This window comes from Sandarakinorhabdus sp. DWP1-3-1, from assembly GCF_049896705.1.
GTDB lineage: Bacteria > Pseudomonadota > Alphaproteobacteria > Sphingomonadales > Sphingomonadaceae > Sandarakinorhabdus.
Genome location: NZ_JAFCUV010000001.1, coordinates 1,531,933 through 1,558,860 on the forward strand (window position 1 = coordinate 1,531,933; position 26,928 = coordinate 1,558,860).

Sequence of the window (26,928 nt, forward strand, 5' to 3'; positions counted from 1 at the left end):
ACGTTCAGACGCCGAGATCGCGCCGAACCTCGCGTGGATCATGCCAGCCTGCGACAAAGGCTTCCAGTGCCGCATCGCTCGCCGGCAGGTCGACGAGCACTGTCACCAGCTGGTCGCCGCGGCTGCCGTCAACGCGTGAAAAGCCGCGGCCCTTCAGCCGGAAAACCTTGCCCGAGCTGGTGCCGGGCGGGATGGTCAGGGTAACCGGGCCCTCGACCGTCGGCATCCGCACCTTGGCGCCCTGCACCGCCTCCGTCAGCGTTACTGGCAGGTCGAGGCGGATATCGTCGCCGTCCCGCTCGAACAGCTTATGTCGCCCGATGTCGATCGTCACCAGCGCATCGCCGTTGCCGCCGGGCCCCGCCTCGCCCTGCCCGGCCATGCGCATCTGGCGCCCGGACTCGACGCCGGGCGGCAGCTTCAACTCGACCGTCTTGCCCGACCGCAGCGTCACCCGCTGCGGCCGCAGCGCTGCGGCATCCTCGAACGGCACGGTCAGGCGGTATGCGACATCGGCACCCTTTTGCGGGGCACTGCGAAAGCCGCCGCCGCGATCGTTGCCGAACGGGCTGCCACGGCCAAAAAGTTCGGAGAACAGGTCCTCGGGACCACCGCCGCCGAACTCGAAACCGCCGGGGGCAGCGCCGGGACGGGCGGCGCGTCCGAAAGGATCGCCGCCACCTGGTCGCGCGCCTGGCCGGAAGCCGCCGCCGAACGGCGAGGTCGGATTGCCGTCGGGGCCGATCTCGCCACGGTCGAACCGTGCCTTCTTGTCGGGGTCCGACAATAGCTCATAGGCCGAATTGGCCTCCTTGAAGGCTTCCAGCTTCTTGGCGTTGTCGGCGTTGCGGTCGGGGTGGTTTTCTTTCGCCAGCTTGCGATACGCCTTCTTGATGTCAGCGTCGCTCGCACCCTTTCCGACGCCCAGTACCTGGTAGGGATCGCGCATCGTCATCCTGTCATGTCACAGTCGCGTTGCAGATGTGCAACAGACCCGCCCGGTTCAAGGGGGACCATAGCGCGTGTTTTCCCCCATCGCCACCATCGCGCCGCTCCGGCATAGGCACGGCATGATCAAGCGCCTGATTCTCGCCCTTTCTCTTGTCGCCGCGCCGGCCCCGGCGCTGGCCTGGGGTGATTATGCCCATCGCCTGATTGCGAACATCGCGCTTGCCGAGCTGACGCCGACGGCCCGTGCCGAGGTGCGCCACATCCTCGCCCGCGGCGCGGCGGTCGACACCCCGGCCTGCCCGATCGGCACGCTGGCCGACGCCGCTGCCTGGCCCGATTGCGTGCGCTCGCTGCCCGATCGCTTCGCCTTCAGCTTTCCCTGGCATTATCAGAACATCGACGTCTGCGTGCCGTTCGACGCCGATGCCAAATGCCCCGACGGCAACTGCGTCACGGCACAGATCACCCGCCAGCTCGCCATCGCTGCCGATCGCAGAAAGGGTGCCGCCGAACGTGCCCAGGCGCTGGCGTTCGTCGCGCATTTCGTCGGCGACATGCACCAGCCGCTGCACATCGGCGAGAAGCACGACAAGGGCGGCAACGATGTCCGCGCCGCTTATGGTGCCAAGGCGCCCGACCGCATGAACCTGCACCGCATCTGGGATTCCGACCTTGCCGAGCGCGCGCTGACCGAACCGCCGGCAATCGGCCCACGCTCGCCCAGCCTGGCGGAACGCCGCGACAGGGCCCGTGGCGGCGTCGCCGACTGGGCGCGCGAAAGCTGGGATTTGTCGCGAACCGTCGCCTACCCCGAGCTCAAGAACTATCCCGACACCTGCCCGGCCACGTCCGAGATCCGCGCCACTATCGACGAGGCGTATGTGGCCGCGGCGCGCGACACCGTCCGGCTGCAGGTCGAGCGCGCCGGGGTGCGGCTGGCGATGCTTCTCAACGGCGCCTTCGCGCGTTAGACCCGCATCCAAGGGGAGACAGCGATGCGGCTCGACGACGAACGCGAAAGCAGCAACATCGAGGACCGGCGCGGCGAAGGCGGCGGCGGGTTCGGCTTTCCCGGCCTGGGCGGCGGTGGCGGCGGCTTTTCGCTCGGCGGTGGCCGAATGGGCTGCGGCAGCATCGTCGTCATCGGCATCCTGGCGCTCGTTTTCGGCATCAACCCGCTGACCCTGCTCGGCGGCGGCGGCGGCCAGATCGCACCGCCGACCGAACAGATCGGCCAGCCCCAGGCCGGCGCACCCGTCGGCCGCGACGCCAGCGACATGGACCGCTTCGTCGCCAAGGTGCTGGCGACGACGGAAGACAGTTGGGCAGCGCAGTTCGAACGCGAGGTTGGTGAGCCCTACCAGCCGCCCAAGCTGGTGCTGTTCAGCGGCGGCGTCCGCTCCGGCTGCGGCGCGGCTGAATCGGCTATGGGCCCGTTCTACTGCCCCGCCGATCGCAAGGTCTATCTCGACCAGAGCTTCTTCGACGGGCTGTCGCGCCGCTTCGGCGCCCCGGGCGATTTTGCTGCGGCGTATGTCATCGCCCATGAGGTCGGCCATCACGTCCAGAACCTGCTCGGCATCTCCCAGCAGGCGCAGGAGGCGCAAAGCCGGTCGTCGAAAACCCGCGGCAACGCCATTTCGGTGCGCGTCGAGCTGCAGGCCGATTGCCTCGCCGGGGTCTGGGCCAAGGCCAACAGCACGCTGCTCGAGCCCGGCGATGTCGACGAAGCGATGCGCGCCGCGACCGCCATCGGCGACGACACGCTGCAAAAAGCGGCGCAGGGTATGGTCGTGCCCGAAAGCTTCACCCATGGTTCGGCCGCGCAGCGCACCCGCTGGTTCCAGCGGGGCATGCAGGGCGGCACCATCAAGGCCTGCGATACCTTCGCCGCCAGCGAGATCTAGCCCTTCTTCACGTCCCGGATCGTCAGCGTGCCCTGGCTGCCGCCTTCGCCGCGCGCCGCCAGGGCCAGCGTGAAGTCATCGCCGCCGTCGGTCTTGCCGGTCAGCGTTTCGCCGCTGCGGCTGACAGCGATCTTCTTCGCCTCGAACTGATTCTGGTACCAGTCCGCCACCGCCGCCGCATCGGCCGGCGCCCGAAATCCCATCTCCACCGTCGCGGCCTGCTCGCTGTCCTTGCCCTGGGCGTTGACCTTGATGCTGCGCACCTTTGCGCCCGGATAAAGCCCGACGCCGTCGATATCGAACTTGGTCATGTCCGACATGCCACCCGGCACGTTGATCTTGGCTTCGAATCCGCCCGGCAGCTTCAGCTCCATGCGGCCGTCACCGCCATCGCCCTCGGCGACTTCGTTGATGACAACACTGGAGCCGTCGTCGGCCTTTTCGGCGCGGTCGCAACCGGCCGTCGCCAACAGCGCCGCTGCGGCCAGCAGCATCGGGATCGTCTTCATCGCTCGGCACTCCATGTGTGTTGCCGATATAATACGCTAGTGGCCCGCCACGTCAACGTCCTTGCGGGGAATCAGGTGCATTGCCGCGACGATGACCCCGCCCAGCGCCAGTCCGACCAGGCCGGAACCGATGGCGCCGACCAGCCAGGTCACCAGCGGCGCTGCCGCCCCCGTCGCCGCGCCGGCGCTGGCCGCCAACGCCGCGATGCTGTGGCCGGGCTCCGCGACGCCATAGCCCTCCAGGCCGTGGACGACGATGCCGCCGCCGACCCACAGCATCGCCGCGGTGCCGATGCCGGCGAGCAGCCGCAGGAACGGCGGCATGCCGATCACCAGCCCCCGGCCCAGTGCCGCGATGGCGCCCTGCCCCGACCGCGCCAGCTTCACGCCGATGTCGTCGGCCTTCACAATGAACGCGACCGCGCCATAGACCAGCACCGTGATGCCGATGCCGACGACGGCGAGCACGACGCCCTGCTCCACGATCGGCGCGTCGGCAACGCTGGCCAGGCTGATCGCCATGATCTCGCCCGACAGGATCAGGTCGGTGCGGATGGCGCCGCCGACCATCGCCTTTTCGATCGCCGCCGGGTCATCGTCCACCGCCGCATCGGCCGCCGCGGCATGGGGCCGGAAAATCTCGTACACCTTCTCGGCGCCTTCATAGCAGAGATAGGCGCCGCCCATCATCAGCAGCGGCGTGATCGCCCAGGGCGCCAGCCAGCTCAGCAGCAGCGCGCCGGGCAGCAGGAACACCAGCTTGTTTTTCAGCGATCCCAGCGCGATCTTGCCGACGATCGGCAATTCCCGCGCCGGCTCGAAACCATGGACGTACCGCGGCGTCACCGCGGCGTCGTCGATCACCACGCCTGCCGCCTTGGCGCTCGCCTTGCCCGCCGCCGCGATCGTATCGTCGAGCGACGACGCCGCCACCTTGGCGATGGCCGCGACATCGTCGAGCAACGCAATCAGACCCGTCGCCACCCATTGCTCCCTCTATCCCGGTGCTTTGGTTAGCGGACCGGGGTCGCGGAGGGAACGCCTGTCTGCGGCTGCCGTCCCACAACTAGGCGAAAATGAAGTCCGTCGCCGTGAAACTCGCAGCGCCAAGGATGTTGCCCGGGTCGGCGACCAGCACCGAAAAGCGTGCCCCCGCCGCTGTCGTGACGTCCAGCGAGACCTCCCCGCCGGCGACATCGGTCGCGAACACCGTGCCGGGACCGCCGCCTGCGGCAAAGCGGGTCACCCCCAGCTTCTCCAGGACGATCTTGTCCGAACCATCGGCATAATCCTCGATCCGGTCGGTCCCTGTCAGCGCCGCGGCGCCCTTGAACACGAACCAGTCCGGCCCGGCACCGCCCCACAACCGGTCGTTGCCCAGTTCGCCGAACAGCTTGTCCGTACCCGCGTCGCCGTGCAGCAGGTCGTCGCCGGCGCCGCCGAACAGCAGGTCGTTGTCGTTGCCGCCGAACAGGCGGTCGTTGCCGTCCTCCCCGCTCATCCAGTCGATGCCGGCGTCGCCATAGAGCAGGTCGTTGCCCGATCCCGCCGACATCTGGTCCGCGCCGGCGCCGCCGACCAGCGTGTCGATGCCCCATTCCGAAACGATGATGTCGTTGCCGTCGCCGCCGTCGAGGTAATTGTCGCCGTCGCCGCCATCGACGCGATCGTTGCCGATGCCGCCGTACACCCGGTCGTTGCCCGATTGCCCCTTCAGCTTGTCGTCCCCGCCTTCGCCATAGATGGTGTCGTTGCCCGCGCCGCCGCCGACCGCCTGGGTGGTCAACAGCCCGGTCGCCGGGTTGATCTCGTTGAGGAAGCCGTCGTCGCCGTCGCCGGCATAGATGATGTCGTCGCCCACCCCGCCATCGAGATAGTCGCGCCCGGCGCCGCCGAGCAGCGTGTCGTTGCCGTCCTCCCCGAGCAGCGCATCGTCGCCGTCGCCGCCCTCTAGCCGGTCGTTGTCGGCACCGCCATCAAGCGTGTCGTTGCCAAGACCGCCGATCAGCGTGTCGCGGCCGATGCTGCCGTCGAGCCGGTCATTCCCGATGCCGCCGTCGATATAATCGTCACCGCCGCCGCCGAAGATCAGGTCGTCGCCGCCGAGGCCGAAAATGCGGTCGGTAGCGCTGGTGCCGTAAAGGGTCTCGGTTCGCGACGTGCCGTTGATCGTTGCCATTCTGTCCCCCAGGGTTGCCCGCCAAGACCTAGACCCCAAAACCTGCCACATCGTTACGCCGCGTTGAAGCCCGTCGCAGCCGGCGGGCGGCTCACCGGATAATCTCCACCACCCCCTTCCACCATGGGCCGACCCTTCGTTGGGAGTAACGTGTCGCCCCGTCTGCCCCGCCGGCTAGCCCATTTCCATCAAAGGTCTCGAAAGTCACTCACTTGCCATGCGCCGGAGATCGGGCTCCCGAGGCGCGAATCCAACACGATCTCCAACGATTTCAATGCGCTCAAGACGACAGGGGTGTTGCATATCGCCGGCGTGTAGGACAGCGGCGATGTTCAGGACGTCAGCAGGGCCTCCGGCGGCCGGGGCCTTGGCCCCGGCCGCCTTTTTCCTGTCTGCCGAAAGGCATATGATCGGTATCGGCTTCGCGTTTTATTGCAGGTTGGCCATTACGATCAACACGGCAAAGCTGGTTCTTGCGGCGTGCCTCATCGTCGGATCGGCCCTGCCGTCCGCGGCGCAGGCTGCGCTGATCCGCGAAATCCGCTTCTTCGGCAACGGCCTGGTCACTGCGGCAGACGTGGGCGACCAGCCCGGGATCTGGCCGGCCGTGGGGGCGCCCGTCACGATCTCCGGCCGATGGGTCCTCGACACGCCGGTCCCGGATGTCGGGCTTGTCGAGCTCGAATATCTGAACAACGACGTTTTCGAGGCATTCGGAAACATGCGCCTTGCCAATGTCATGTCGCCCCAGGTGCCATCGCTCAACTTCGATCACCAGTTGGCCGGCGGCGATGCAGCCTTCTCGATCTTCAGCGCCACGATCGACAATGGCGAGGTGACGGCGTTTGCCGCCAGGGGTGGGATCTTCTGCTACACCGGCAGCGTGTCATGGACGAAGGCCGGGGGCGGATCGTTCCTGGCCCAGGATTTTTGCGACGATGTCTTCGGCCTTGGCGAGACGCGGTCGCCCCGCGGCGTCTTCACCATGGCGGCCGGCAGCCCCGTTACCGGCGTGCCCGAGCCGGCATCCTGGGCGCTGATGATCGCCGGCTTCGGCCTTGTCGGGGCGGCCCTGCGCCGCCGCAACGCCAGCGCGCCCGCGCGGTATCGCGCCGACGCATCATAGGGTGCCGACCCGCTCCCGCCGTCGGGAGCGGCGAGGGCGGCAAGGGGCTCGCCCGTCGTCCGGCTGTCCTTCTGTCATCCCGGCGTAGGCCGGGACCCATGGTCCACCGGCCGCCGCCACACGGGTGCTGCACAACGGCAAAGCCTGTGGTTCATGGCCCCGGCCTACGCCGGGGTGACAGTTCTTGGCCGACGCCCCGCCCCGAACCCAATTTGTTGACATTCGCACCCGCGCCCAACAGACTCCGCCCATGGCCGACAAGCCCCCCGCCCTCGCCGAACCGGCCCGCGAATGGATCGCCGACCGCGTCGCCACCGGCGCCTGGCCGGATGCGGAGACCTATCTCAACGACCTGGTCGCGCGGGATCGCGAAGCTGCAGAGCGCCGCGCCGCACTCGATGCCGCGATAGACGAGGGCTTCGCCAGCGGCTTTGTCGAGCAATCGATCGAGAGTGTTTTCGAGGAGATCAGGCACCGCCACCGCGATGCCAAGGCTTGAATTCACGCGAGCCGCTCGCCGACCTCGGTTGCATCAACCGGCACGGAACGGCCACGTTCGGCATCGAACATGCCGAAAGCCGCGCTGCCGCAACGTCGGGGTGCACATCATCACATATCCAGCGTGCGCCAACGCGGCGCGCATAGTGTGCGTGCTAGTCGAGCATGGGTGCCGAGCGACATCTTTGACGAGGGCGCTGCTCATAGCTTCTCGGGCCGCAAGATCGGCAAGAATAGAAATTCCTCGGCAAATCCATGACGACACAAACAGATAAGTAATAGCCGAAATAGTTACCTATGCAAGCGACGCTTCCGCAGTTGCACTGCGCGGACTAATGAGTTAGAGAATCAATTACATTTTGAATATCATTCGGCTGGATCGCCCAACGATAGGCTGGATGGATTTCCCACTGGAAGCCAAAGTCTATCGCATCATTGGCCAGAAAACGCCTTTGATCAAAATAGGTCCACACCGCTTTACCGTCAACATCGCTCCGTGCAATTATGAAATCGATCTTGTAAAGAAATGCCAACAGGGTCTTATCCGTCATCGGTTTCTTACTCGTGAAACTTACATTAACCTGCTGTCGGATGTTTTTCAGTTTTACAATAAGTTGGTCCGTCGTGAAACGGTAATTTATAGAGGCCCTCTTTTCAATTTTCGACGGTTTAAACTTTAGTAGAACAGTCTCGATCATAGGCAATTCAGTACGAAATTCATTCACTAGATCTTGGAGTCTCTCATCAGAATAGGCTGCAAAGGCGTCTGTCAGGTCTTGACTAGCTATGAGGTTGCGTTTGGCCTTACCGGCCGACCTCGCTGCCCCGTGAAGAAGCTTTACAAGATCCCTCGGTCTTTTCCTGCAAAGAGACATTAGCGGGATCGAAACAGGAACGTCTTCCCAAAGCCCACGCCCACTATATATCGGATCCATGGCATAAACTAATATTTCTTTACAAATACGCGCCTGCGAGAGCGTAGATAAATCATTATGAAGCAACAGTTTAAAATAGGTAGCGACTCTAACAGAAATCATTCTAAGAATTTCGTCATTTGTCCACTGCAGGCTGATGATGTCCTGTTCAATTTTATCCGTTGATTCGTCTGCAGTTCTCACCAAAAAATACACGTCAGTGCGCAATGCGATACGACACTGAAAGTTGTGTTCGGACTTACATAAGTCTCTAACTGCATTAAGGAGTGCCGATATATTTGAAATATCGGACCGGCTTGCAGACCAGCCTCTATCGATATCGTCGATGTAAACGCGGATTACGCTTTTTTTCAAGAAAGAGTCTGCAAGCGCGCCATTAACTCCGTCAGAGATGCTCGGCCTGAGAGCCGCGACGGACTTTTGGATGAACGAAGCGATCCCTCGACCAATATGAGAAACCGAGTCGTACTGAATTCGGTCGAATCCATCTTCGAGAAGCTGGTTGATAGCCTTTTGTGCAACAATTCTCTTTATACCCGTCTTCCATCTCTCTATTTGCTGAATAAAGGACTCTGTGTTCTTGTTGCTCATTAATTCAGAAATATCGTTCGGCTGTATTTCAACAGCCAGAACGTTGTTCTCTACGTCCTCAAGATATGACCTACGCAATAAAGCGCTTTTTCCTACACCTTTGTGTCCAACGACAATCCGAAGAGGGAGCGGAGAAACCAAGTCTTCGTAGGCGCCATTTTTTAAGAAATACTCTTTAAATCGTTCAGGGTCCTCACTTTCAGCATCTTCTGAGCCAAACAGCCTACGAACGGTGAAATCATCGAATTTAGTAATCGCGATCAATTTTTTCACCTTTTATAGTGTATTAGCGTTTTTAACTTTAAAAGGTTGCTGGGGTGTTGGCCTTACTCCGCCGCCACGCCCAACAACCCGCCCTGCCGGTCATCCACCTCGTTCGCAGCCCCACCCTCGGCCGCCGCCTTGGCGCCCTTGCGGCTGTCGAATGCGTCCCAGACCTCGTTCCAATTCCCCTTCGTCGCCGCCTTGGAATATTCCGTCGCGCGCGCCTCGAAGAAGTTGGCGTGTTCGACGCCGTTGAGCAGCGGCGTCAGCCAGGGCAGCGGGTGTTCGTCGATCATGTAGATCGGCTTCATGCCCAATTGTTTCATGCGCCAGTCGGCGGTGAAGCGGACGTATTTCTTGATGTCCGATGCGGTCATGCCGTTGACCGGGCCCATTTCGAAGGCGAGGTCGACGAAATTGTCTTCCAGCCGGACGGTGCGTTGGCAGATGTCGGCGATCTCGTCGCGCAGCTTGTGGGTCAGCACGCCGGTTTCCGCGCAAAAGGCGTGGAACAGCTTGATGATGCCTTCGCAGTGCAGGCTTTCGTCGCGCACCGACCAGGTGACGATCTGGCCCATGCCCTTCATCTTGTTGAAGCGCGGGAAGTTCATCAGCATGGCGAAGCTGGCGAACAGCTGCAGGCCTTCGGTGAAGCCGCCGAACATGGCCAGCGTGCGGGCGATATCGGTGTCGGTATCGACGTTGAAATCGGCCAGATAGTCGTGCTTGTCGCGCATTTCCTTGTAGTTGAGGAAGGCGCTGTATTCGCTTTCGGGCATGCCGATGGTGTCGAGCAGGTGGCTGTAGGCGGCGATGTGCACCGTCTCCATGTTGCTGAACGCCGCCAGCATCATCTTCACTTCGGTCGGCTTGAACACCCGGCCGTATTTTTCATGATAGCAGTCCTGCACCTCGACATCGGCCTGGGTGAAGAAGCGGAAAATCTGCGTCAGCAGGTTGCGCTCGTGCTCGGTCAGCTTCTGCGCCCAGTCGCGGCAATCCTCGCCGAGCGGCACTTCCTCCGGCATCCAGTGGATCTGCTGCTGGCGTTTCCAGAAATCATAGGCCCAGGGATATTCGAAGGGCTTGTACGACTTGGAGGCCTTGAGGAGCGACATGGGGTTGGTCCTTTGGGGTGTTCGGTTGGGAGCTTAAATTCTGAACGCGTCAGCGATTGGGAGGGGGCCGTGGCGCGAAGTCGTGGAAGTCCACGCCGCGGCCCCCTCACCTTCCCTGTCGGCTGTCACCGACCGGGTGCCGCGCGTTGCCGCGCGGACATGCCCTGCTGACAGGCACGGCATTCCTGAAGCTGTCCTTGCGTGACGTCGGACGGGCTCGCCACCAAGCCTCTGGCCCGGCAAAGCCGTGCCGACGGCTTGGCGGCGCCCCGCCGTCCGAGCACTGCGCCGAGTCTGCGCGCTGCGCTTCGCGCTGCTTGCAGCCGGCTTGGCTACTGACACGCCAGACACTCGTCATAATCCTTGCGCTCGAAACTGAGCACCGGTGCGGCGGCGGTGTTGTCCGCCTCCACCCCGCCGGCGAAACCGGCGCGCTGGATCGACATCGAGCGGAGATAGTAGAGCGACTTGATGCCGAGTTCCCACGCGCGATAGTGAAGCATGAGCAGGTCCCACTTCTCGACATCGGCGGGGATGAACAGGTTCAGCGACTGGGCCTGGTCGATATAGGGCGTGCGATCGCCGGCGAGTTCGAGGAGCCAGCGCTGGTCGATTTCGAAGGCGGTGCGGAACACGGCCTTTTCATCGGTGGTCAGGAAGTCGAGATGGCCGACCGAGCCGCCCTGTTCGAGGATCGAGTTCCAGACGCTGTCGCTGTTCTTGGACTTCGCGATCAGCAGCTTTTCGAGATACGGGTTGCGGATCGAGAAGCTGCCCGACAGCGTCTTGTGGGTGTAGATGTTGGCGGGGATCGGCTCCACGCAGGCGCTGGTGCCGCCGGCGATGATGCTGATGCTGGCGGTCGGCGCGATCGCCATCTTGCAGCTGAAGCGCTCCATGACGCCCATGTCGGCGGCATCGGGGCAGGGCCCGCGTTCGGCGGCGAGGTTCATCGACGCCTGGTCGACCTGGGCGCGGATGTGCTTGAACATCTTGAGGTTCCACGATTTGGCCATGGCGCCTTCAAAGGCGATGCCGCGCGCCTGGTAGAAGCTGTGGAGGCCCATGACGCCGAGGCCGACCGAGCGTTCACGCTCGGCGGCGTATCTGGCGCGACCCATCTCGGGTTCGGCGCGATCGATGTAATCCTGGAGGACATTGTCGAGGAAGCGCATGCAATCCTCGATGAAGCCGGTGTCGCCGTGCCACTGGTCCCAGGTTTCGAGGTTCAGCGACGACAGGCAGCAGACCGCGGTGCGATCGTTGCCGAGATGGTCCGGCCCGGTGGGCAGCGTGATTTCGGAGCAGAGGTTCGACGTCGTCACCTTGAGGCCGAGGTCGCGCTGATGCTTGGGCATCGTGCGGTTCACCTCGTCGACGAAGATGATGTAGGGCTCGCCGGTCGCCAGCCGCGTCTCGACGAGCTTGGTGAACAGGCCGCGGGCATCGACATTGCCGCGCTTTTCCCCGGTCTTGGGGCTGATCAGGTCGAAATCGGTGCCGTCGCGGACCGCCTGCATGAAGGCGTCCGTCACCAGCACGCCGTGATGGAGGTTGAGCGCCTTCCTGTTGAAGTCGCCCGAGGGTTTGCGGATTTCGAGGAATTCCTCGATCTCCGGATGGTTGATGTCGAGATAGACGGCCGCCGAACCGCGGCGCAGCGAGCCCTGGCTGATGGCGAGGGTGAGGCTGTCCATGACGCGGACGAACGGGATGATGCCGCTGGTCTTGCCGTTGAGGCCGACGGGTTCGCCGATGCCGCGGACATTGCCCCAATAGGTGCCGATGCCGCCGCCGCGCGACGCGAGCCAGACATTCTCGTTCCAGGTGTTGACGATGGCTTCGAGGCTGTCGCCGACCGAGTTGAGGTAGCAGGAGATCGGCAGGCCGCGCCCGGTGCCGCCGTTCGACAGCACCGGCGTGGAGGGCATGAACCACAGTTGCGACATGTGGTCGTACAGGCGCTGGGCGTGGCCGGCGTCATCGGCATAGGCGGCGGCGACGCGGGCGAACAGGTCCTGGTAGGATTCGCCCGGCAGCAGGTAGCGGTCGTCGAGCGTCTGGCGGCCGAAATCGGTGAGCAGCGCGTCGCGCGAGCGATCGACGGTGATCGGGAATTTCCACGGCATGACCTCGTTGGAGCCGCGCTTGGGCGCCTTGGCCGCCGGGGCGGGCCCAGCCTGACCCGGGGCCGCCACGGTCGCCGGCTCCACGGGATCGAGCATCAGCGTATCGCCGCCGTCGCTGCCGTTCCGAAATTCGCTCACCCGATCACTCCCAATTCCCCGGCCGCTGTCGTAGCCGTTATGTCCTGCGACTCGCCTTGCCGGCGATCGCGCACCTTGCCGGGGGCAGCATAGGAGGAGAACAAAAAGGGGTCACGCGCCGAATGGATTCAGCAGCAGTTATCCCCGATATCCACAGCCGGTTATTCACCGACAGTTTGCCCTCCCACGTCCGCAGCCACCACATATCGTGTCGGTGGCATCGTCCCCGGGCTACAGATTGTGCCTAAGTCCCGGTTTTTGGCAAGAGTCATTTCATCCGATCGGGTCGTTTTCCGGTGGCCCGAACATCGTCAACGGCTTGCAGTCCATGGTTGAAACGCCGTGTGGACCGATGGTCGCAGCGGCGCTACACGCCGGCCGATACGACCCGCCAAAGGACCGCCATGACGGTAATAAACCAGGACGACGTGATCACGTCCGTCGCCGATGCGCTGCAGTACATCAGCTATTTTCATCCCATGGACTATATAAGGGCGCTGGGCCGCGCTTACGAGGCGGAAGCTGGCCCGGCGGCGAAGGATGCGATCGCCCAGATCCTGACCAACAGCCGCATGTGCGCGGAAGGGCACCGGCCGATCTGCCAGGACACCGGCATCGTCGTCGCGTTCGTGAAAGTCGGTATGAACGTTCGCTGGCAAGCCACTTTGACGCTTGAGGAAATGATCGACGAAGGCGTGCGCCGCGCCTATCTCAATCCCGAAAATCGCCTGCGTGCCTCGATCGTCGCCGACCCGGCGTTCGGCCGCACCAGCACCCGCGACAACACGCCCGCCGTCACCCATGTCCAGCTGGTGCCCGGTGACACGGTGGAGATCACCGTCGCGGCCAAGGGCGGCGGCAGCGAGAACAAGTCGAAGTTCGCGATGCTCAACCCCAGCGATTCGATCCGCGACTGGGTGGTCAACACGGTGCCGCTGATGGGTGCCGGCTGGTGCCCGCCGGGCATGCTCGGCATCGGCATCGGCGGCACGGCGGAAAAGGCGATGCTGCTGGCCAAGGAATCGCTGATGCTGCCGATCGACATGGCGGAGCTGAAAGCGCGGGGGCCTAATTCCCGGATCGAGGAATTGCGCATCGAGCTCTACGACGCCGTCAACGACCTCGGCATCGGGGCCCAGGGCCTGGGCGGCCTGTCGACGATTCTCGACGTCAAGATCCTCGATACGCCGACCCATGCCGCGTCGAAGCCGATCGCCATGATCCCCAATTGCGCCGCCACCCGCCACGCGCATTTCGTGCTCGACGGCAGCGGCCCGGCCTATCTGGAGGCGCCCAACCTCGCCGCATGGCCGCAGGTCGAATGGAAGCCGTCGCGCGCGGCGATCCCCGTCGACCTCGACACGCTGACGCCTGCGACCGTGGCGTCGTGGAAGCCCGGCGACCGGCTACTGCTCAACGGCAAGATGCTGACCGGCCGCGATGCCGCCCACAAGCGGATGACCGACATGTTGGCCCGCGGCGAGCCGCTGCCGGTCGATTTCACCAACCGCGTCATCTATTACGTCGGCCCGGTCGACCCGGTCCGCGATGAAGTCGTCGGCCCGGCCGGGCCAACCACCGCCACCCGCATGGACAAGTTCACCGAAGACATGCTCGCGCAGACCGGCCTCATCGCCATGGTCGGCAAGGCCGAGCGCGGGCCCGCCGGCATCGCCGCGATCAAGAAGCACAAGGCCGCCTATCTGATGGCGGTCGGGGGCGCCGCCTACCTCGTGTCGAAGGCGATCAAGGCGTCGCGGGTGCTGGCCTTCGAGGACCTGGGCATGGAGGCCATCTACGAATTCACCGTGGAGAACATGCCGGTGACGGTGGCGGTCGATGCGACGGGGGAAAGCGTCCATGCGACCGGGCCGATGGTATGGCGGGAGAAGATCGCGGCGATGAAGGCGCTGGAGACGGCTTGAAAAGCACGGCCGAAAAATGCTAATGAAGCGTTGAGAAAGGCCGGATGGCTCCACGTCAAATTCGGAGTCCATAATGTCCCGCGCCGCCAAACTGCTTGCCCGCTTCAACGCTGGCAGTACCCTCACTTTCGCCGAACTCGTCTATCTGGCCGAAGCGCTCGGCTTCGCTCTCGCCCGTCAAAAGGGCAGCCATCGCATCTACCGCCATGCCGCGACGGGTCGGCAGCTGAACCTGCAGCCGAGTGGCAAGGATGCCAAAGCCTATCAGTGCGACCAGCTTCGCGCTATTGTCGCCGAAGAAGGCCTGCACTTGGATGACTGACATGCCGCACTATCACGTCAACATCTTCTGGTCGGATCGTGACGGCTGCTGGATCGCCGACGTCCCCGACCTGAAATATTGCAGTGCGCATGGCGCCACTGTTGCCGAGGCGGCGCACGAGATCGAGATCGCGATGGAGATCTGGCTGGAGAGCGCAGTCGAACACGGCGACACCATCCCGGAGCCGCGTTACCGCCCGGCGCCGGTCGAGCACGCGGCCTGACCCGCGATCCGGTGCATGGCACCGCAGCGTCGCCAGAGCGTTCGATGCGGATGACCCATCGCACCACCCATAGCGTTGACAGTCGGCGCGGCCAGCCGCCACTTCGGCGCGTATGATCCCCACCCGTCCTGCTGCCGTCATCTTCGACATGGACGGGCTGCTGCTCGATACCGAGCGGATCAGTCGCACGTCGATGATCGAGGTCGTCAATGCGATGGGCTTTCCCATGACCGAAGCCGATTTTGCGCCGCTGGTCGGCTTGCCCAAGGACGCCAACCGCAAGCAGCTCGACGATCGCTTCGGCCCCGGTTTCGACTACGACCTGATGCGCGCGCGGCAGCTCGATCTCAACAACCGTCGCTATGGCCTGGCGCGGCCGTTGCGGCCCGGCGCGCGGGAAATCATCGATACCGTCGTTGCCCTGGGTTTGCCGCGCGCCGTCGCGACCTCCACCGAGCGCATCAAGGCGATCTCGCACCTGACGCATAGCGGGCTGATCGACGCCTTCGATATCGTCGTGACCCGCGACGATGTCGCCCGCGGCAAGCCGTTTCCCGACCTGTATCTCGCCGCGACCGCCGCGCTCGGCGTGTCGCCCGCCGCCTGTCTGGCGCTCGAGGACAGCTACAACGGCGTCCGCGCCGCCCATGCCGCCGGCGTGCCCGTCATCATGGTGCCCGATCTGCTGCCGCCGACCGACGAGATGCGCGCGATGGCGCTGGCGGTGGTGGACGATCTGGCCGTGGTGCGCCGCTGGCTCGAATGATCGTTCAGATGTTGTCGCGAACCGACGTCCATCGGCCCTTTTGCTTGTGCCACAGGTTCGATTTCGCCGGATCAAGTTCCAGGATCTTGCCGAGGAAGTTGTTCTCGACCTCCACGAACCCCAGTTTGAGGTAATATTTTTCGAGAAAGTCGGTATCGGGCACCAGGCGGACCTTGCCGCCGCAGCCCTGTTTTTCCGACCAGCTCATTACATCGCCAATCATGGTGACGCCGGATCCCTTTTCGATGCCGTCGGAGAGCAGATAGCGCAGCGTCGCGACGCCCTTGGCCTCGGTCATGCTGACAACGGCGACGCAGATGCACGGGTGATTGCCGCGATGGACGATGAAATCGCAGCTCTTGTTCTCGCCCGCCGAGATCGAACCGATCAGCTTCAAGACCTCCTTCAACGCCGCTTCCTTGTCGGCGAAAGTTTCCTTGGCGCGGGCGCACATCATCTTGTAGTCGCCCTCGATCTGCAGGAACTCCTGGTAGGTCAATGGCTTCAGTTCAGCCGGCGTGATCTTTTTCGATGATTTCCTGAAACATCCGAACATGGCTGTCCCCTGCCGCGTTACATCCGCGACATGAAGCGCCAACGTAACGATACAGGCAATCGAATATTTGCCAGCGTATGGATGCGCTACCCCGCCAGCTGCCAGATCGGCGTCTTGGCCAGCCGCCCCGGCACCTCGCGGACAAAGCGCGGCACGAGATAGCCGGGGAGCGTGTCGCGCAGCGCCTGTTCGAGGCCGAGCGCCTCGGTGCGGCCGACGTCGAAATGGCCGGCGCCGGCGACGGGATCGAGCAGGTGCATGTAGTAGGGCAGCACGCCGGCGGCGAACAGGCGCAGGGCATGGGCGCGGATCGCGGCGGCGCTGTCGTTGACGCCGCGCAGCAGCACCGACTGGTTGAGCAGCGTCACGCCGGCCCCGCGCAACCGCCCCAGCGCCGCGGCCACGACATCGTCGATCTCGTTGGCATGGTTGGTGTGGGTGACGACGACCACCGGCTTGCCGAGCCCGGCGAGCAGCGCCAGCAGCGCCGGCGTCACCCGGGCCGGCACCGCCGTCAGCGTGCGGGTGTGGATGCGGATCATCGACAGGTGCGGGATGGCGGCGAGCGCGCCTAGCAGCGCCGCCAGCCGGTCGTCCGCCAGCGTCAGCGGGTCGCCGCCCGACAATATGACCTCCTCCACCGCCGGATCGGCGGCGAGCATCGCGACCGCCGCGGCATGGCCGCCGGCGGGCAGCACCATGGCGCCATAATCGGTGTGGCGGCGGAAGCAGTAGCGGCAATGGATGGCGCAGCTGCCGGCGGCAAGCAGCAGCGCCCGGCTGCCATATTTGCGCAGGATGCCGCGCGCCGGGGTAAAGCCCGCCTCCTCGAGCGGATCGGTCAGCAGTGCCGGGTCGTCGACCAGTTCGTCGGCGCGCGCCAGCACCTGCAGCAGCAGCGGATCATGGGGATCGCCGCGCCGAATGAGCGACAGGAAATGCGGCGGCACCTTCAGCGCGAAATCGGGCGCCGGGGCGAGGCCATAGGGCAGGTCCGCCCCCGTCAGCCCGACGCGATCGAGCAAATCGGCCGCCGTCAGCCGGGCGGCCCGATAATCCGCCTGCCAGTCGGCGGGCGGCGCAAGCGGGAGGATACGGGCGAGCATGATCGGCCTTGGCTGGGACGGCAGGCACGCGTTACCGATCGGTGGCGGCAATGCAAGCCCGCTATCTGGCCGTCAGCGCCGCCGCCATGGCGTCATAGGCCGGCAAGGTTGTCGGGTTGATGACGCGGTTGGTCGCGACCGGGAATGACCCAAAGCGGGCGATGACCATTTCGGCCTTCGGATCGATATAGATACCCTGGCCGTGGATGCCGACCGCCATCGTCTGGCCCGACGCGCGGTGCCACCAGAAGCTGGTGTAGCTGCCGCCCTCCAACCCCGGATATCTCGCGGCCGCAAAGGCCGCCGCGTCGCCGGGCGCCATGATCGCGCGGATCGCCGCCGGCGGCACGACCTGCCGGCCCTGCCATTTGCCGCCGCGCCGGATCATCTCGCCGAACCGTGCCATGTCACGCAGCGCCGCGGTCATGCCGCCGCCGGCAAAGCCGGTGCCGACGCGATCGACCTGGAGGGCGGCGTCCTGCTCCATGCCGAGCGGCTGCCAATAGCGCGCCGAGATCTGCGCGGCGATGCTCTGGCCGGTAACGCGTTCGATCACCCAGGCGACGGCCTGGGTGTTGGGGGTCAGATAGGCGAAATCGCCGCCATGATCGCCGCGCTTGCCGATGCCGGCGAGGAAGGCGGGGGTTGTCGTGGCGCCCTGGTAGCCCGGGGGTGCCGGCACCGCGCCACCGGCGATCGACATGCGGGTCGGATCGGTGAGTTCGCTGCCGCGGGCGACGTAATCCTCGACGAAGGCGATACCGGTGCGCATGTCGAGCGCCTGGCGGACGCTGGCGTCGCCAAAGCCGCTGGTCGCCAGCTCGGGGACATAGCTGGCAATGGTGCGCGCCGGATCGAGGCGACCCTCGGCGATCAGCGTTTCGGCGAGCGTGCCGACGAAGCTCTTGGTGACCGAAAAGGTTATGTGCTGGTTGGCCGGGCCGCCGGCGCCGGCATAGCGTTCATAGACGATGCGGCCGCGATGCAGCACGACGATGCCATCGGTGTAGTTGGCGGCGAGCGATTGTTCCCAGGTCATCGGTGCGGTGGCGCCGAGCGGCGTGAAGCGGATCGCGTCGAGGTCGCGGCGTTCGGCGCGGGGCAGCACCGACGGCGCGCCGGCGCGGGGAATGGCGACGGTGGGGACGAGTTCACGCCAGTGCGAAAAGCTCCAGCGCGTGCGCGGGAAGAACCACATGCTGGCGTCGTCGAAACGCACCTGCTTGTCGACGGCGGGCGGCGAGCCCTGCATCCAGCCGCGTTTTGCAGGGTCGCTGTCGGCGGCGTTCGGCGGTGGTATCTGGGCCGTGGCGGCGCCGGCGAGCAGCCCGAAAGGCAGCAACCGCAGCACCAGTGTTCTTGCCATCGCGTTTCTCCCCGTTCGATCCGGGCACGGTAAAGTGTCGCGACCGCTTGCGGCAAGTCCGGCGGGCCGCCATCAGCCGGGGATGGATGCCGAACTCGCCGACGTGCTCGATACCTGCTGGCGGCTGCTGGGGCGCGGCGCGGCCGACCGGCGCAGCCCGATGCACACGCCGGTGGTCGCCAGCGTCGATGCAGACGGCCGGCCGCAGGCCCGGGTGATGGTGCTGCGTGCTGCCGATCGGGCGACGGCGCGCTTGCGGTTCCACACCGACGCCAGGTCGCCGAAATGCGCGGAACTCGACGGCGCGGCGGTGGCGGTGACGCTGTATCACCCCGGCGAAGCGATCCAGCTGCGGTTGGCCGGCGCCGCGCGCGTGGTGACGGACGGTGCCGAGGTCGATCGGATCTGGGCGGCGGCGACAGATTTCGCGCGGCGCGCCTATCTGGTGGAGGCAGCGCCTGGAACGCCGCTGCCCGGCCCCGGCTCAGGGCTGCCGGCGGGTGTCGACGGCCGCAAGCCGGAGGCGCCCGAGCTGGTGCCGGCACGGGCCAACTTCGCTCTGGTGATGCTGGACATCGGGGAGATCGACTGGCTGCACCTGGCCCAGGACGGTCACCGGCGCGCGCTGTTCACGCTTGGCGATGGCGGCTGGGCGGCCGGCTGGTGCGTCCCCTGAAGGATCAGCGGACCAGCACATAGGCGCGGCCTGTCGCCTCCGCCCCGCGACCTTCGCGGATGCGATAATCGAACCAGGTGACGCCGCGAAATGCCGGTGCAACCGTGACGCTGACACTTTGGTCGGCGTTGAGCACAGTGCCGACGGCGCCGGCATTTTCGGGGGGAACGGTGACCGAGACGATCTGGGACGGCGGCCGATTGCCGTCGGCGAACCCGATGATGATGTCATTCGAGCCGAGCGCCGGCACGCGGGACGGGTCGTTGGTCAGCACGGCGATGCGCGCCGTCGCCCCGGGTGCGAGTTGCAGGAAGTCGGGAACCGGAAAGAAGGCGCCCGACGCGGGAAGCGGCGGCGGCGCGGTCCCGAAGACTTCGGTTTCGGCGACGATGGTCGGAACGCTGATAGCCAGCGCCCGCGCGGCTGCATCGGCGCTGTTGGCAGCCTGGAGCTCGAGCAGGCGCGGCACCAGCCAGCCCCGGATGCCGAGCATGTAGCGGGCGCGCAAGGCGTCATCGAACAGCGCGACGCCCGCGGCGAGGGCGTATTGATCGACAAGATGCGCAAAGGCGGCGGTGACATCGTCGCGAAAGGCGGGCCCCTGGAAGCCCGAGGCGGCGCGAGCGGCGCGCAGCAGCGGCTCGGTATTTCCGAAGAACAGCTGCACACGGTCGTTGGCGATGAGATAGTCGGCGACGGTGCGTTGGCTGTTCCCGGCGGCGACGATCGAATCGGGGATGACCTGGTCGGTGCGCGGGCCGAGCGAGTATTCGTACGCGGCGACCTGCAGCGCGATCAGCCGGATATTGGCGCTGGCCATCCGGGCGCCATCGGCACGAAGCTGCGTGTCCGCCGACGCGAGTGCCGCCGTGGCCGAAAAGGTCGGCAGGTCGCGGTCCTGCAGGAGGCCGAGCACCGAGCTGTCGAGGCGGAGTGCACGCTTCACGCGGGCCTGGTCGCCGACAAGCTTCAGCAGTTCGTTGACGACCGAGATGGTCGTGGCACCGATGGGGGCGCCCGTGAAGACGTACTCGCCGGAGACACGGTCGATGCCGCCGGCGGTGATGTTGTAGATCGGCCGATTGCGATCGAAGACGATGCCGCCGGCGCCGCCTGGTGCGACCCCGTCGCGCTGGCCGCCGACATAGATGCCCTGGCGGTTGGTGAAGTCGAGCCAGGCGACGTCATTGCTGATCGGCGTGCCGACCGGGCCATTGAGGAAGGTCAGTTGCGATATCGTCGGGCTGGCCGATTCGACCTGATAGGTCACGGCGGTGGGGGTGGGTGTCGGCGTTGGTGTCGGTGTCGGTGTCGGTGTCGGCGTAGGCGTGGGTGTCGGTGCCGGCGTGGCCGGCGACGAGCCGCCGCCGCAGGCCGCAAGCATCAGCAGCAGCGCGGCCGAAACCGCTTGACCCGTCCCTCGCATGCCACGCCCCCGCCCCGAAACAACCGGCGGCTATACTTGCCGCCTCTGTGCTATTGTCTCCCGGATCGGCGAACGAGTGTCAACGGTGGCCGCATCGCCTTGCGGCGATCAACGCGTCAGCTTCTTGTAGGTCAGCGCGTGCGGGCGATCCGCGGCATCGCCCAGGCGGCGGCGCTTGTCTTCCTCATAGGCTTCGAAGTTGCCTTCGAACCATTCGACATGGCTGTTGCCTTCGAAGGCGAGGATGTGGGTCGCCAGGCGATCGAGGAAGAAGCGATCGTGGCTGATGACCACGGCGCAGCCGGCAAAGCTCTCCAGCGCTTCCTCGAGCGCGCGCAGCGTCTCGACGTCGAGGTCGTTGGTCGGCTCGTCGAGCAGCAGCACGTTGCCGCCCTTGACCAGCATCTTGGCCATGTGGACGCGGTTGCGTTCCCCGCCCGACAGCTGCCCGACCTTCTTCTGCTGGTCGGCGCCCTTGAAGTTGAAGGCGCCGACATAGGCGCGGGTCAGCACCTCGTTCTTGCCGAAATAGAATTTGTCCTGCCCTTGGGAAATTTCCTCCCAGACGTTCTTGCCGGCGGCGAGCGCGTCGCGCGACTGGTCGACATAGGCCAGCTTGACCGTGTCGCCGATGCGGATGCTGCCGCTGTCGGGGACTTCCTGGCCGGTGATCATGCGGAACAGCGTCGTCTTGCCGGCGCCGTTGGGGCCGATGATACCGACGATGCCGCCTGGCGGCAGGCTGAAGCTCAGATTCTCGAACAGCAGCTTGTCGCCGTATGACTTGGTGAGGTTGTTGGCCTCGATGACGGTGTTGCCGAGCCGTTCGGGGATCTGGATGAGGATCTGCGCCGAGCCCAGACGGCGATTGGCCTGTTTCTCGACGAGCTCGTCGAACGCCTTGATGCGCGCCTTGGACTTGGTCTGGCGCGCCTTGGCGCTCGAGCGGATCCACTGCAGCTCGTCCTTGATGGCCTTTTCGCGGCTTTCGTCCTCGCGGTCTTCCTGCGCCATGCGCTTGGATTTCGCTTCCAGCCAGTCGGAATAATTGCCCTCGAACGGGATGGCGCGACCGCGATCGAGCTCCAGCACCCACTTCACGACATTGTCGAGGAAGTAGCGGTCATGGGTGACGAGGATCGCCATCCCCTTGTATTCCTTGAGGTGGTTCTCAAGCCATTGCACGCTTTCCGCGTCCAGATGGTTGGTCGGCTCATCGAGCAGCAGGATGTCGGGCTTTTCGAGCAGCAGCTTGCACAGCGCGACGCGGCGCTTTTCACCGCCCGACAGATTGTCGACGGTGGCGTCGGCCGGCGGGCAGCGCAGCGCGTCCATGGCGATCTCGAGCTGGTTGTCGAGCGTCCAGCCGTCGACGGCATCGATCTTTTCCTGCAGCTCGCCCATTTCCTCCATCAGCTTGTCGAAGTCGGTGTCGTCCCTGGGATCGGCCATTTCGGCGGAGATGGCGTTGAAGCGGTCCATCATCTCGGCGACCGGGCGCACGCCGTCCATGACGTTGCCGCGCACGTCCTTGGTCGGGTCGAGCTGGGGTTCCTGCGGCAGATAGCCGACGGTGATGCCTTCGGCGGCCCAGGCTTCGCCGACATATTCCTTGTCGATGCCGGCGATGACCTTCATCAGCGTCGACTTGCCGGCGCCGTTGGGCCCGATGATGGCGATCTTGGCCCCGGGCAGGAAGCTCAAGGTGACGTCCTTGAACGCCGGCTTGGGCGCACCGGGATAGGTCTTCGACAGACCCTTCATGACATAGGCGTATTGATAGGCCACGGGCGGGGGCTTTCAAAGATTGGGAAGCGGGAATGTGCAGCCGTCTAGCGGATGCGGCGGCTGCCTTCAATGATGCTCAATGCGGGCAGTCGTCGGCGAGCCGGACGGCTTGGGAGATGGGGTCGCGGCCGGGCAGCGTCAATCGCAGCTCGACGCGGGCGGCCGCCCGCGGGCCGATCTCCAGCTTCACCAGCCGGCAGGCGAAGGCGAAGCAGCCCTGGAGGACCGGGTTTTCGTTCCGGTCGACGTCGGCGCCGCTGGCGGTGAGCGACGTGACGGTGATGCCGTCAGGCGGCACGACGCTGACCGCGGCGTCGGCAACGCCGGCGTTGGCGCCGTCGATGCGGACGATGGTGGTGAGCCTCGACGTCGGGCAGCTGTGCGTCGGCTTGTGGCGCGGCGCGATGGCCGCAATCGGCCCGAACGGCAGCGCGGCGTAGCAGGCGTTGCGCGGGCTGCCGTCGACGACCCGAATGCCGGCGCGCAGGCACATCGGCATCCGGCCGGTGACGTCGAGGCGGAAATCGTCAGGACATGACAGCTTGCGGTCGGCGGTCGGTTTCGGCGCGACGATCTCGGGCGGGCCGGGCCGGGCGACAGGGCCGGTTTCGGGCAGGGCGGCGCAGACGCTGGCGCCCGGTACCGGCGCCGCCGCTGGCGGTTCCGCAGCGAGCAGCAGCGCGAGGATGATGGGGTGCATGGGCGTGACTATACAGGCCGGGCCATGGTGGTGAAGCGGTCACTTGCGCGGGGCCGTCAACACCTTATGCCGGACCGGTACCGACCGGAGATCGATTCCATGCGCCATACCATCGCCGCCACTCTCGTGCCCGCCCTGCTGCTCGCCGCCGCCCCTGCCCTGGCGGCGCCCGACCGGATCGCCGTGGCCGCCACGCTGCGCGACAAGGCGCTCGACACCGGCGCCTATGCGCTGCTCGAGGACCTGACCACCACCGTCGGCCAGCGCCTCGCCGCGACGCCGGCGGAGCAGCGCGGCCGCGACTGGGCGGTGAAGGCGATGAAGGCGGCGGGCCTCGTCAACATCAAGGTCGAGCCGTTCCCGATGCCGGTGTGGGAGCGCGGGATCGAGACTGCCGAGGTCGTCGGCTCCCACCCGCAAAAGCTCACCATCGCGGCGCTCGGCTATAGCGGCGCGACGCCGGCCGCGGGCATCACCGCGCCGGTCGCCTATTTCGCCGATTATGCGGCGCTGGAGGCTGCGGCACCCGGGAGTCTCGCCGGCAAGATCGCCTTCATCGACCACCATATGATGCGGGCGCAGGACGGCAGCAGCTATGGCACCAATGGCGCCGTGCGCCGGACCGGCCCGGCGCTGGCGGCGTCGAAGGGCGCTGTCGCGACGCTGATCCGCAGCCTCGGCACCGACGATCATCGCAATCCGCACACCGGCGGAACCGTCTGGCAGGATCGCAAGGCGCTGACCGCCGCCGCCGCCCTGTCGGTGCCGGATGCCGAGCAGCTGGCGCGGCTGGTCGCCAGGGGCCCGGTAACGCTGAAGCTGGTCATCACGCCGACCTTCAACCCCGACGGCCAGTCCGCCAATGTCAGCGGCGAGATCCCGGGCAGCGGTGCGCGCCGCGAAGTCATCGTCATCGGCGGCCATCTCGACAGCTGGGACCTGGCGACCGGCACCATCGACGACGGCGCCGGCATGGCGATCACCCTGTCCGCCGCGCGGGCGATAAAGGATGCCGGGCTGAAGCCGCGCCGCACCATCCGCGTCGTGTTCTGGGGCGCCGAGGAGGCCGGCATCTGGGGCGGCCGCGCCTATGCCGAGGCGCACAAGGCCGAGAATATCGTGCTGGCGGCGGAAAGCGATTTCGGCGCCGACCGGGTGTGGCGGGTGTCGTCCAAGGTCGCCGAGACCGGGCTGCCGCTGATCGCCGAGATCAACCGTGCGCTGGCGCCGCTGGGCGTGGCGCCGACACGCGAAAATGGCGCCGGCGGCGGTGCCGACGTGGCACCGCTGGGGGCGCTCGGTGCCGGCATCCTGGAGCTGGAGCAGGACGGCACCCGCTATTTCGACCTGCACCACACGCCCGACGACACCTTCGACAAGGTCGAGAAGGCCCAGCTCGACCAGAACGTCGCGGCCTGGGCGGCGGCGATCTGGCTGGCGGCGAGCGACGACCGGCCGCTGCGGACGAAGGCGAATTAGGGGGCCTGCTGCAGCGTGGCTTCGGGACCCGCGCCAGCAATCACCGGCGGCGCGACCGGCAAGGCCAGCCAGTCCGTCGCGGGCAGGCCATAGAGCTGGTCGAAGAATTCGAGCTGCAGCGACGCGGCGCGGGAATGGTTGCTGTTCCACAGCATGACGATGCCGCTGCGCAGCGCCGGATCGAACAGGATCAGCGCGCCATAGCCGTCGACCGAGCCGCGATGCCCGACGAGCTGGTGGCCGGCATACTCATAGGTGCGCCAGCCAAGGCCATAGGAAGCGTGCTGCAGGGCCCGGTCCATCGCCCCGCGGCGGCCATGCGGCGGTGTCGACACGCGCGGCACGTGCATGATCGCGAGTTCGGTCGGCGATACCACGTCGGGCCTGTCGCCCATCTGGGCGTCCATCCAGCGCAGCAGGTCGCGGATCGAGCTGTTGACACCGCCGGCGGCCGGCACGCGATAATAGGGTTCGCCGACGGTGACCTCGCGCCGGCCGCGATGCGGGCGGGCCCAGCTTGGCGAGGCTTCGAGGCCGGCGCGGCCGATGGTGGCGCTGGTCATGCCGAGCGGCAGGAACAGCCGGTCGCGGGCGACATTGGCGTAGGCGGTGCCGCTGACGCGCTCGACGATCTCGCTGGCGGTATCATAGGCGATGTTCTGATAGGCGTAGCAGCTCCCCGGCGCGCAGGCCGGCGCCAGGCTGCCAAGCCCGGCGCGGATCAGCTGGGGCGCCTCCCCCGCTTCGAGCCGATCGTCCCAGGCGTTGCGGGGCAGGCCGAGCCGGTGGGATAGAAGATCGGCGACGGAGACCCGGGCGGTGGCGCCGCCGGGCAAGGTCAATGTCGTGCCGAAGCGTGACAACGGCGCGGCCAGCGACAGCTTGCCGTCCTGCGCCAGCCCGACGACGACAGCCGAGGCCACGGATTTGGACAGCGATGCCCAGCGGAACACGGTATCGGGCGTCACTCGATCGCCGGAATTGGCGCGGGTTTCGCCATAGCCCTTGATGAAGCGGACCCGGCCGTTTTCGATGGTGCCGATCGCCAGGCCGACCATGTCGGGCTGCTGCATCAGCAGCGCGATGCGTGCCTCCAGCCGGGCATAGTCGATCGGCGCGCCGCTGTAGGCGGCGGCGGGCGGCGCCGCGGTGAGCTCGACGGTAACGGTCTCGCCTTGCATCGCCCAGGTTCGGGAGATGGCGAGCACGGCGAGGCTTGCCGCGGCAATCACCGGAACCAGGACCAGGACCAGGGTTGCCGCCAGCCAAGGGCGTCGTCGCGTCTTTCCCGGCCTGTTCATCTGTGCGGCTGCTCCCGTCGGTCTGGGCGTGCTTGAACACGGACGAGCGAGCGCGGGCAAGCCGGCGTGCGACGATGCGAGCGGTTCAGGCCACCGGCGCCCGGCGTGCGCTGCGCAGCATCACGACCGCCGTGTACAGCACCACCGCGGCGACCAGCCAGCGCAGGATCTCCAGCGGCAGCGACTTGACGACATAGGCGGCGAGCAGCACCGCCGGGATGCCGCCGATGGCGAGCGACAGCACGAGTTTCAGGTCGATGCGATCGGAACGGGCAAACCGCAGGCCACTGGCGGGCATCATCAGCGCGCCGGCGCCGGCCATGATCGGGAACACCGCGGCGGGATTCAGGCCGAGCAGGCTGAACATCGCCAGCATCGGGCCATAGAAACCGATCCCCGCCGTCATCAGCGCGCCGAGGATGAAGCAGCCGACCGCCGCGACGCCGAACTTGGCCGCCGGCAGCGCGAGGGCGGTGCCGCCGGCCGGCAGCAGGTCGAGATTGGCGGCGGCGAACAGGATCGCAGCGAGCAGCAGCGCGATGCCGACGATCAGCTGCACCGTGCGGATCGGCAGCCGGAGCACCAGCGGCGCCCCCGCCAGCGCGCCGGCGACGCTGGCGGCGATGCAGACGATGAGCAATGTCGGGTCGACCTCGACGAGGCTGATGAAGATCAGCCCCTGGGTGATGGTGGGCAGCGCCTGGCCGGTAATCAGCACCGCGGGGATATGGCTGTCGGGCACCAGCTTGCGCAGCTTGATCCAGGCCGTCGTCGGCGCGAACGAGCCGATGCCGAGGGTGTCGAAGAAGTTGGTCACCGCGCCCAGCACCAGGCCTTCGCCGGTGACGCCGAGTGCGCCGCGCCGCCGCGCCGTCACGAACAGCAGGATGGCAAAGCCGATCGCCGTTGCGGCGATGACCGCCAGCAGTATCTGCACCATGCTATTGTC

Annotated in this window: 25 protein-coding genes; 10 read left to right on the top strand and 15 right to left on the bottom strand. The window is 66.0% G+C overall.

Going from position 1 to position 26,928, the window contains the following annotated elements:
* Positions 1-4 precede the first annotated feature (4 nt).
* Positions 5-949 (bottom strand): DnaJ C-terminal domain-containing protein, encoded by a 945-nt coding sequence (locus ACP7AI_RS07505; RefSeq protein WP_426165707.1) that lies wholly within the window; start codon positions 947-949, stop codon positions 5-7.
* A 121-nt stretch (positions 950-1,070) separates the two neighbouring features.
* Here ACP7AI_RS07505 and ACP7AI_RS07510 point away from each other — a divergent pair, with 121 nt between their 5' ends.
* Complete coding sequence (locus ACP7AI_RS07510; protein WP_426165709.1) at positions 1,071-1,922, top strand: S1/P1 nuclease; 852 nt, start codon at positions 1,071-1,073, stop codon at positions 1,920-1,922.
* A 24-nt stretch (positions 1,923-1,946) separates the two neighbouring features.
* Positions 1,947-2,858: a KPN_02809 family neutral zinc metallopeptidase gene (gene ypfJ, locus ACP7AI_RS07515; protein ID WP_426165711.1), complete on the top strand. Its 912-nt coding sequence runs from the start codon at positions 1,947-1,949 to the stop codon at positions 2,856-2,858.
* On the opposite strand, the gene ACP7AI_RS07520 is transcribed toward ypfJ, so the two are convergent.
* The 3 genes from ACP7AI_RS07520 to ACP7AI_RS07530 form a co-directional block, all read right to left on the bottom strand.
* Positions 2,855-3,367 carry a hypothetical protein gene (locus ACP7AI_RS07520; protein ID WP_426165713.1) on the bottom strand — a complete coding sequence of 171 codons (513 nt, stop codon included), beginning with the start codon at positions 3,365-3,367 and terminating at the stop codon, positions 2,855-2,857. The two genes, ypfJ and ACP7AI_RS07520, sit on opposite strands and share 4 nt — an antisense overlap.
* Positions 3,368-3,403: 36 nt before the next feature.
* Positions 3,404-4,351, bottom strand: coding sequence for a DUF808 domain-containing protein (locus ACP7AI_RS07525; protein WP_426165715.1), 948 nt, complete (start codon positions 4,349-4,351; stop codon positions 3,404-3,406).
* Between the two features lie 82 nt (positions 4,352-4,433).
* Positions 4,434-5,546, bottom strand: a complete 1,113-nt coding sequence (locus ACP7AI_RS07530; protein WP_426165717.1) for a calcium-binding protein — start codon at positions 5,544-5,546, stop codon at positions 4,434-4,436.
* Positions 5,547-5,985: 439 nt separating this feature from the next.
* On the opposite strand from ACP7AI_RS07530, the gene ACP7AI_RS07535 reads away from it, so the two are divergent.
* A complete protein-coding gene (locus ACP7AI_RS07535; RefSeq protein ID WP_426165719.1) occupies positions 5,986-6,672 on the top strand; it encodes a PEPxxWA-CTERM sorting domain-containing protein in 687 nt (228 codons plus the stop codon).
* A 250-nt stretch (positions 6,673-6,922) separates the two neighbouring features.
* Positions 6,923-7,171 (top strand): ribbon-helix-helix domain-containing protein, encoded by a 249-nt coding sequence (locus ACP7AI_RS07540; protein WP_426165721.1) that lies wholly within the window; start codon positions 6,923-6,925, stop codon positions 7,169-7,171.
* A gap of 331 nt (positions 7,172-7,502) precedes the next feature.
* Here ACP7AI_RS07540 and ACP7AI_RS07545 read toward each other — a convergent pair whose 3' ends face one another.
* From ACP7AI_RS07545 to ACP7AI_RS07555, 3 genes are all read right to left on the bottom strand, one after another.
* Positions 7,503-8,969, bottom strand: a complete 1,467-nt coding sequence (locus ACP7AI_RS07545) for a P-loop ATPase, Sll1717 family (protein WP_426165723.1) — start codon at positions 8,967-8,969, stop codon at positions 7,503-7,505.
* Between the two features lie 53 nt (positions 8,970-9,022).
* Complete coding sequence (locus ACP7AI_RS07550; RefSeq protein ID WP_426165725.1) at positions 9,023-10,078, bottom strand: ribonucleotide-diphosphate reductase subunit beta; 1,056 nt, start codon at positions 10,076-10,078, stop codon at positions 9,023-9,025.
* A gap of 332 nt (positions 10,079-10,410) precedes the next feature.
* On the bottom strand, positions 10,411-12,303 hold the full coding sequence (locus ACP7AI_RS07555; protein ID WP_426166580.1) for a ribonucleoside-diphosphate reductase subunit alpha: 1,893 nt from the start codon (positions 12,301-12,303) through the stop codon (positions 10,411-10,413).
* Between the two features lie 446 nt (positions 12,304-12,749).
* Here ACP7AI_RS07555 and ACP7AI_RS07560 point away from each other — a divergent pair, with 446 nt between their 5' ends.
* The 4 genes from ACP7AI_RS07560 to ACP7AI_RS07575 all read left to right on the top strand — a co-directional run bounded on the left by ACP7AI_RS07560 (position 12,750) and on the right by ACP7AI_RS07575 (position 15,581).
* The gene (locus ACP7AI_RS07560) at positions 12,750-14,270 is read left to right on the top strand and encodes a fumarate hydratase (protein ID WP_426165727.1); all 1,521 of its coding nucleotides are present in this window, start codon (positions 12,750-12,752) and stop codon (positions 14,268-14,270) included.
* Between the two features lie 73 nt (positions 14,271-14,343).
* Positions 14,344-14,592, top strand: coding sequence for a type II toxin-antitoxin system HicA family toxin (locus tag ACP7AI_RS07565; RefSeq protein WP_426165729.1), 249 nt, complete (start codon positions 14,344-14,346; stop codon positions 14,590-14,592).
* Positions 14,585-14,815: a type II toxin-antitoxin system HicB family antitoxin gene (locus ACP7AI_RS07570; protein ID WP_426165731.1), complete on the top strand. Its 231-nt coding sequence runs from the start codon at positions 14,585-14,587 to the stop codon at positions 14,813-14,815. Before ACP7AI_RS07565 ends, ACP7AI_RS07570 begins: the two co-directional genes overlap by 8 nt.
* A gap of 112 nt (positions 14,816-14,927) precedes the next feature.
* Entirely contained in the window at positions 14,928-15,581 is a 654-nt protein-coding gene (locus ACP7AI_RS07575; protein WP_426165733.1) for an HAD family hydrolase, read from the top strand.
* A gap of 4 nt (positions 15,582-15,585) precedes the next feature.
* Here ACP7AI_RS07575 and ACP7AI_RS07580 read toward each other — a convergent pair whose 3' ends face one another.
* The 3 genes from ACP7AI_RS07580 to ACP7AI_RS07590 form a co-directional block, all read right to left on the bottom strand.
* Positions 15,586-16,137 carry a hypothetical protein gene (locus ACP7AI_RS07580; protein WP_426165735.1) on the bottom strand — a complete coding sequence of 184 codons (552 nt, stop codon included), beginning with the start codon at positions 16,135-16,137 and terminating at the stop codon, positions 15,586-15,588.
* Between the two features lie 86 nt (positions 16,138-16,223).
* Positions 16,224-17,243, bottom strand: coding sequence for a KamA family radical SAM protein (locus ACP7AI_RS07585; protein WP_426165737.1), 1,020 nt, complete (start codon positions 17,241-17,243; stop codon positions 16,224-16,226).
* Between the two features lie 61 nt (positions 17,244-17,304).
* Entirely contained in the window at positions 17,305-18,609 is a 1,305-nt protein-coding gene (locus ACP7AI_RS07590) for a serine hydrolase domain-containing protein (protein ID WP_426165739.1), read from the bottom strand.
* An 82-nt stretch (positions 18,610-18,691) separates the two neighbouring features.
* Here ACP7AI_RS07590 and ACP7AI_RS07595 point away from each other — a divergent pair, with 82 nt between their 5' ends.
* Positions 18,692-19,285 (top strand): pyridoxamine 5'-phosphate oxidase family protein, encoded by a 594-nt coding sequence (locus ACP7AI_RS07595; RefSeq protein WP_426165741.1) that lies wholly within the window; start codon positions 18,692-18,694, stop codon positions 19,283-19,285.
* Between the two features lie 4 nt (positions 19,286-19,289).
* Here the strand turns inward: ACP7AI_RS07595 and ACP7AI_RS07600 are convergent, their stop codons facing one another.
* The 3 genes from ACP7AI_RS07600 to ACP7AI_RS07610 form a co-directional block, all read right to left on the bottom strand.
* Positions 19,290-20,711 carry an Ig-like domain-containing protein gene (locus ACP7AI_RS07600; protein ID WP_426165743.1) on the bottom strand — a complete coding sequence of 474 codons (1,422 nt, stop codon included), beginning with the start codon at positions 20,709-20,711 and terminating at the stop codon, positions 19,290-19,292.
* A 108-nt stretch (positions 20,712-20,819) separates the two neighbouring features.
* A complete protein-coding gene (ettA, locus tag ACP7AI_RS07605) occupies positions 20,820-22,499 on the bottom strand; it encodes an energy-dependent translational throttle protein EttA (RefSeq protein ID WP_426165745.1) in 1,680 nt (559 codons plus the stop codon).
* 76 nt (positions 22,500-22,575) lie between these two features.
* Positions 22,576-23,199 (bottom strand): hypothetical protein, encoded by a 624-nt coding sequence (locus ACP7AI_RS07610; RefSeq protein WP_426165747.1) that lies wholly within the window; start codon positions 23,197-23,199, stop codon positions 22,576-22,578.
* Positions 23,200-23,298: 99 nt separating this feature from the next.
* Between ACP7AI_RS07610 and ACP7AI_RS07615 the strand changes: the two genes are divergently transcribed.
* On the top strand, positions 23,299-24,678 hold the full coding sequence (locus tag ACP7AI_RS07615) for a M20/M25/M40 family metallo-hydrolase (RefSeq protein WP_426165749.1): 1,380 nt from the start codon (positions 23,299-23,301) through the stop codon (positions 24,676-24,678).
* Here ACP7AI_RS07615 and ACP7AI_RS07620 read toward each other — a convergent pair.
* Together ACP7AI_RS07620 and ACP7AI_RS07625 are read right to left on the bottom strand one after the other, a co-directional pair.
* Positions 24,675-25,979: a serine hydrolase domain-containing protein gene (locus tag ACP7AI_RS07620; RefSeq protein ID WP_426165751.1), complete on the bottom strand. Its 1,305-nt coding sequence runs from the start codon at positions 25,977-25,979 to the stop codon at positions 24,675-24,677. The two genes, ACP7AI_RS07615 and ACP7AI_RS07620, sit on opposite strands and share 4 nt — an antisense overlap.
* An 85-nt stretch (positions 25,980-26,064) precedes the next feature.
* Positions 26,065-26,919 carry a TSUP family transporter gene (locus ACP7AI_RS07625; protein WP_426165753.1) on the bottom strand — a complete coding sequence of 285 codons (855 nt, stop codon included), beginning with the start codon at positions 26,917-26,919 and terminating at the stop codon, positions 26,065-26,067.
* Positions 26,920-26,928: the final 9 nt, after the last annotated feature.

Bases quoted from the DNA above. Each gene is read 5' to 3' on its own strand.
- ACP7AI_RS07505 (WP_426165707.1), bottom strand. From the start codon at position 949: ATGCGCGATCCCTACCAGGTACTGGGCGTCGGAAAGGGTGCGAGCGAC.
- ACP7AI_RS07510 (WP_426165709.1), top strand. From the start codon at position 1,071: ATGATCAAGCGCCTGATTCTCGCCCTTTCTCTTGTCGCCGCGCCGGCC.
- ypfJ (WP_426165711.1), top strand. From the start codon at position 1,947: ATGCGGCTCGACGACGAACGCGAAAGCAGCAACATCGAGGACCGGCGC.
- ACP7AI_RS07520 (WP_426165713.1), bottom strand. From the start codon at position 3,367: ATGAAGACGATCCCGATGCTGCTGGCCGCAGCGGCGCTGTTGGCGACG.
- ACP7AI_RS07530 (WP_426165717.1), bottom strand. From the start codon at position 5,546: ATGGCAACGATCAACGGCACGTCGCGAACCGAGACCCTTTACGGCACC.
- ACP7AI_RS07540 (WP_426165721.1), top strand. From the start codon at position 6,923: ATGGCCGACAAGCCCCCCGCCCTCGCCGAACCGGCCCGCGAATGGATC.
- ACP7AI_RS07550 (WP_426165725.1), bottom strand. From the start codon at position 10,078: ATGTCGCTCCTCAAGGCCTCCAAGTCGTACAAGCCCTTCGAATATCCC.
- ACP7AI_RS07555 (WP_426166580.1), bottom strand. From the start codon at position 12,303: ATGCTCGATCCCGTGGAGCCGGCGACCGTGGCGGCCCCGGGTCAGGCT.
- ACP7AI_RS07560 (WP_426165727.1), top strand. From the start codon at position 12,750: ATGACGGTAATAAACCAGGACGACGTGATCACGTCCGTCGCCGATGCG.
- ACP7AI_RS07565 (WP_426165729.1), top strand. From the start codon at position 14,344: ATGTCCCGCGCCGCCAAACTGCTTGCCCGCTTCAACGCTGGCAGTACC.
- ACP7AI_RS07570 (WP_426165731.1), top strand. From the start codon at position 14,585: ATGACTGACATGCCGCACTATCACGTCAACATCTTCTGGTCGGATCGT.
- ACP7AI_RS07575 (WP_426165733.1), top strand. From the start codon at position 14,928: ATGATCCCCACCCGTCCTGCTGCCGTCATCTTCGACATGGACGGGCTG.
- ACP7AI_RS07580 (WP_426165735.1), bottom strand. From the start codon at position 16,137: ATGTTCGGATGTTTCAGGAAATCATCGAAAAAGATCACGCCGGCTGAA.
- ACP7AI_RS07585 (WP_426165737.1), bottom strand. From the start codon at position 17,243: ATGCTCGCCCGTATCCTCCCGCTTGCGCCGCCCGCCGACTGGCAGGCG.
- ACP7AI_RS07590 (WP_426165739.1), bottom strand. From the start codon at position 18,609: ATGGCAAGAACACTGGTGCTGCGGTTGCTGCCTTTCGGGCTGCTCGCC.
- ACP7AI_RS07595 (WP_426165741.1), top strand. From the start codon at position 18,692: ATGGATGCCGAACTCGCCGACGTGCTCGATACCTGCTGGCGGCTGCTG.
- ACP7AI_RS07600 (WP_426165743.1), bottom strand. From the start codon at position 20,711: ATGCGAGGGACGGGTCAAGCGGTTTCGGCCGCGCTGCTGCTGATGCTT.
- ACP7AI_RS07610 (WP_426165747.1), bottom strand. From the start codon at position 23,199: ATGCACCCCATCATCCTCGCGCTGCTGCTCGCTGCGGAACCGCCAGCG.
- ACP7AI_RS07615 (WP_426165749.1), top strand. From the start codon at position 23,299: ATGCGCCATACCATCGCCGCCACTCTCGTGCCCGCCCTGCTGCTCGCC.
- ACP7AI_RS07620 (WP_426165751.1), bottom strand. From the start codon at position 25,979: ATGAACAGGCCGGGAAAGACGCGACGACGCCCTTGGCTGGCGGCAACC.
- ACP7AI_RS07625 (WP_426165753.1), bottom strand. From the start codon at position 26,919: ATGGTGCAGATACTGCTGGCGGTCATCGCCGCAACGGCGATCGGCTTT.